The sequence below is a fragment of the Chitinophaga sp. genome (assembly GCF_036566945.1).
Taxonomy (GTDB): domain Bacteria; phylum Bacteroidota; class Bacteroidia; order Chitinophagales; family Chitinophagaceae; genus Chitinophaga.
This window is the reverse complement of record NZ_DATCVJ010000463.1, coordinates 1-4,249: the sequence shown is the minus strand read 5'-3', so window position 1 is coordinate 4,249 and position 4,249 is coordinate 1. Positions and strand designations below refer to the sequence as shown.

Annotated in this window: 3 protein-coding genes; 1 reads left to right on the top strand and 2 read right to left on the bottom strand. The window is 43.4% G+C overall.

Annotated elements, in window-relative coordinates; all coding sequences use genetic code 11:
• Together VIP81_RS14245 and VIP81_RS14240 are read right to left on the bottom strand one after the other, a co-directional pair.
• On the bottom strand, positions 1-1,538 hold a 1,538-nt coding region (locus VIP81_RS14245; protein ID WP_331961755.1), incomplete at its 3' end, for a carboxypeptidase-like regulatory domain-containing protein.
• Positions 1,539-1,721: 183 nt separating this feature from the next.
• Complete coding sequence (locus VIP81_RS14240) at positions 1,722-3,110, bottom strand: carboxypeptidase-like regulatory domain-containing protein (protein ID WP_331961752.1); 1,389 nt, start codon at positions 3,108-3,110, stop codon at positions 1,722-1,724.
• 701 nt (positions 3,111-3,811) lie between these two features.
• Here VIP81_RS14240 and VIP81_RS14235 point away from each other — a divergent pair.
• Positions 3,812-4,249, top strand: a 438-nt coding sequence (locus VIP81_RS14235; RefSeq protein ID WP_331961749.1) for a carboxypeptidase-like regulatory domain-containing protein, incomplete at its 3' end; no start/stop codon positions are given.

The following is a 4,249-nucleotide window of genomic DNA, read 5'->3' as shown; positions in this document are numbered from 1 at the left end:
TTAGACATGTTCATCGACATATTATATCCCTTGGTTGTCCGGCCCCAAAGGGTGTAGGTTTGGTAGTAGCTGGAAAAGGTTAAGGCAATGTTGTCTGTTGCGTTTATGTTTAATTGCTTGCCATTGAACAACATATTAATGAAGTCAGGCTGAACATTATCACAGGCTACCAGGTCCATAACATAACCATTGATGGTAACAGGGATATCAACAGTAGATATTTTGTTAGCGTCTTCATCTACTGCATTGATCGTAGCAATTACCTGGTCGCGTTGACAGCGAACCATACCAATAGTATATTTTCCATCGGTAACGCGGGTGCGGTAGGCCACATGATCAACACTAATAACTACTTCGCCATTTGTCACTGGCTTGCTATCGCAGGTATTCACCGTACCACTGAAGTGAATGTAGTCAGATGAGATGGCTATTTTGAAAATTCCGAGATTGGTGCTATCACTAAACGGTCCGATATTACGCGTATCAATCGGGGTATTACATTTCGGCACTACTTGTAATGACAGCGTTTCCCCTTTAGGTACGTCTCCACTCACTACCCCATTTTCATTTGTATAGCCATAAGTACTACTACCATTACTTCTTTTAATAATTACCTGCATATTAGATAGTGGTGTGCCATTGGCATCCTGCAGTGTAGCGCGGAAATTAACTACCGGAAATTGTGCATCGCAGTTCCAGAAGGAAAAATGTTTTACAGTACCAATATAACTGTCGCCGTTTTTAGTGGCGCTACCTTCTTCCAGCCATACACCGGAAACTTCGTCAAAATGCCATAATGGTATAGTGGCAGGCGCAATGCTTTGCAGACTGGCTGGAATGGTCATTTTGAATGACACGGATTTTGTGGTATCCAGGTGAAGCTTTTCGCCGGTTTCGCTTTGAAGCTCCAGCGCCATCATGCCAAAGGACTGAAGCCCAACAATGCTATTGCTGCTATTGATGCCACGCAGATCACCCGGTATGATATCGGCAAAATCTGCTCTCTCCGGATTAATGGGAGCATATAACAGCGATACTTTACCGGAGTAGGGTTTGTTATCCGCATTGAGTACCTGTTGTGCGGCAAAAGTAAATTGTGCGTTATCTGCAGTAATGGTACCACCGCTGCCAGCTTCAAATGTACCTGCTGCTTTTTTGGGCAGCAACTGTATTTGCACATACTGTAGTTTATTAGCTTCGGCTATACGAAAAGTGCGTACCCCGTTAAAGTAGCCGCTTTTCTGAACAGTCAATACTGCCGCTATCTCTGTAGCGATTACCTTATCAAAAAGAAAGCTACCGGCGGCATTGGTCGTAACAGTGGCATCACCGTATTTTACCTGCGCACCAGCTAATGGCTTATTATTTTCATCCAATACAATGCCCTGAACGGAACTACTCACCTGTTTATCTGAGATAGGTGATTTGATGATGGGAACGGTAGGCGGTGTTTGATCGTCAACATGGGTAATATCTTTATTACATGCAAAAAGGACGCATACAGGGAGTATGAGCATCCATAAATTTCTCCTGATCATAGGTTTGTGGGTCTTGGGATGGTATATTAATAATTTATTATACGAAGATAGTACTCGGGACGAATAGGAGAGATTCTTTTTTCACAAGATAGCTTTGTAAGCCCGTTTATGAGGAGTACAAATACAAAGCGGCTGCATCTCGAAAGGAAATACAGCCGCCGGAAATAGGTTCTCAATCTGTGTTTAATCTTCACACGCCACCAGATCTTTCACATAAGTTGTGGTTGATACCGGCATGGTAATAACCGCTGTTTTATCAGCAGCAGTATCTATGACCTTGATGGTAGCGGTAGTGTTATCTGTATTACAGCGAAGGATACCGATGGCATATGTGCCATCAGTAACGGAGCAGCGATAATCAACACCGTCTATTTTAATATTTACGGCGCCATTTTTTACAGGGGTATTGGTGCAGGAAGTAACGGCACCGCTGAAATGAATATACTGGGCTGCCGGTATATTTAACCTCAGCACACCCAGACTGGTACTGTCTGTAAAGGGACCAATATTTCGGGTGTCTGCTGCGGTATTACATCTTCCGGAAACCTTCAGCACCAATGTTTCTCCTTTCACAATATGGCCGCTGAATACACCATTTTCGTTGGTATGCCCGGTTGAATATCGGCCGCTATTTCCTTTAATGCTTAACGATGCATTAGATAAAAGAGTGCCGTTTGCATCCTGCAGGGTTACGCGGAAATTGACCACTGAAAAAGGGGCAGCCGGGCTCCAGGTAGAAAAGTATTTAAGGGTGCCGGTATAGCTGTCGCCGGCTTTGGTGGCGCTACCATCTTCCCGCCATACGCGGGAGCTGTCTTCGAAGTGCCAGAGCGGAACAGTGGCGGGTGCCAGGCTTTGCAGGCCGGCCGGAATCGTCATCTTAAACGTGACGGACTTGCTGGTATCGAGGTATAGCTTTTCGCCGCTTTCACTTTGTAATTCCAGCGCCATCATGCCAAATGACTGCAGTCCCATTATTACATTGTTTTTATTGATGGCCCGTAAGTCGCCGGGCATGATATCCGCAAAATCTGGTCTTTCCGGATTAACAGGGGCATACATCAGGGATACTTTGCCGGAATAGGGCTTGTTGTCTGCTCCCAATACCTGCTTCGCCACAAAGGTAAATTGTGCATTGGCAACACTCACCGCACCGCCGTTCACTGCATCAAAAATGCCCAATGCTTTTTTAGGTAACAATTGAATCTGAACATATTGCAGCTTATCGGGAGCGGCTATACGAAAAGTACGGATGCCGTTGAAGTAACCTGGTTTTTGTACCGTTACCACTGCTGCCATCTCATTCACCGTTACTTTATCAAACAGAAAGCTGCCATTGGCATCGGTGGTAGCCGTTAATGTTCCACATTTCACAGTGGCGCCGGTAACCGGCTTATTGGTTTCATCCACGATAATACCCTGAATGGCACTACTGACCTGTTTGTCGGAAATGGGAGAGGGCACTGGCTTAGGCACATTGGGATCCGGTAAATTAAGGTTGGTGGAACTTTTGTTACAGGCCGCGAATATGCATACCGTCAGCATAAACAACCCTAACTTTTGCTTGAACATAGGTGTCTGAATATTTGAAAAGTTGATAGAATACGTGTTTGTACCCGCCATAGGCGTGTGTTAGCACTGTTTTGTATTTTGCTACATTACGTATAGCCGTTTCCGGAAGCTGTGGATACTTGTTTACTGTAGGCAACCATAACGCCTTCTTACTCATACGTATATCCTAAACGGACAGCTGACTAAAAAGTTACTTTTAGCGAACGGGGATTGTTGAAATGATAATATTTCTTTTTTAAGTCCGCGAATTTTAAAAAGAATTGTAAGAAGTACACTTATTTTTAGAAAATAATTAAAGCATTTAGAGATAACTTACAAAGACATGATTATCCTTTTGATCGATATAATAAACCCGGTAACAGACAAAATGTAGATTTCAACTGTAGTAGTAGGCTCTTCATCGGGGAAATGAAAACCGTCGTAGTAAACCAGAATTTGAACACAAGCAAAAAACAGATTTTTTAATTGTAGCAAGCGCCCTTTATGGGGAATGACAACTATTGTAGTGAACCAGTATTTTGAACACCCGTAAATAAACAAAAGAATTTCACGTGTACGCGACAGCCCTTTGTGGGCGGGAGAAACCATAGAGTAAACCAAAATTTGATCACCCAAAATCACGCATAAACATGATGAGCTTTAGTTAGTTAGTAAAAAACTAAGTAACAGATCCAATTCTATCACCCTAAATCACTTGTAGCATGAATCCACGTTATGCAAAGGCTATGCTATTGCTATGCCTCATTGCAACCACCACCCGCGTTGTTAAGGCGCGTTCGCCCATACCAAGTGTATGGCAGCAAGTAAATATCACCGTTAAGGGAAAAGTAAAAGACATCAATGGTAATCCTTTACCGGGCGTCACTGTATTGTTGAAAGACACAAAAAAAGGCGCCACCACCGATGAGAAAGGAAATTATGTACTGAACGATGTGAAAAAAGATGCGACACTCGTATTCCAGTACATTGGTTTTGATCCACAGGAAATAAAGGTGGAAGGAAAAGCCAGCATTAACCTGGTATTAAAGGAAAGTCAGAAAACCCTCGACGAGTATGTAGTAGTAGGTTATGGCACTCAAAAGAAAGTTACCAAAACCGGCGCAGTATCCTCTGTAAAAGGAGCGGAATTGCAACAGTCG

Coding starts and splice junctions, on each gene's coding strand:
- VIP81_RS14240 (WP_331961752.1), bottom strand. CDS start 3,110: ATGTTCAAGCAAAAGTTAGGGTTGTTTATGCTGACGGTATGCATATTC.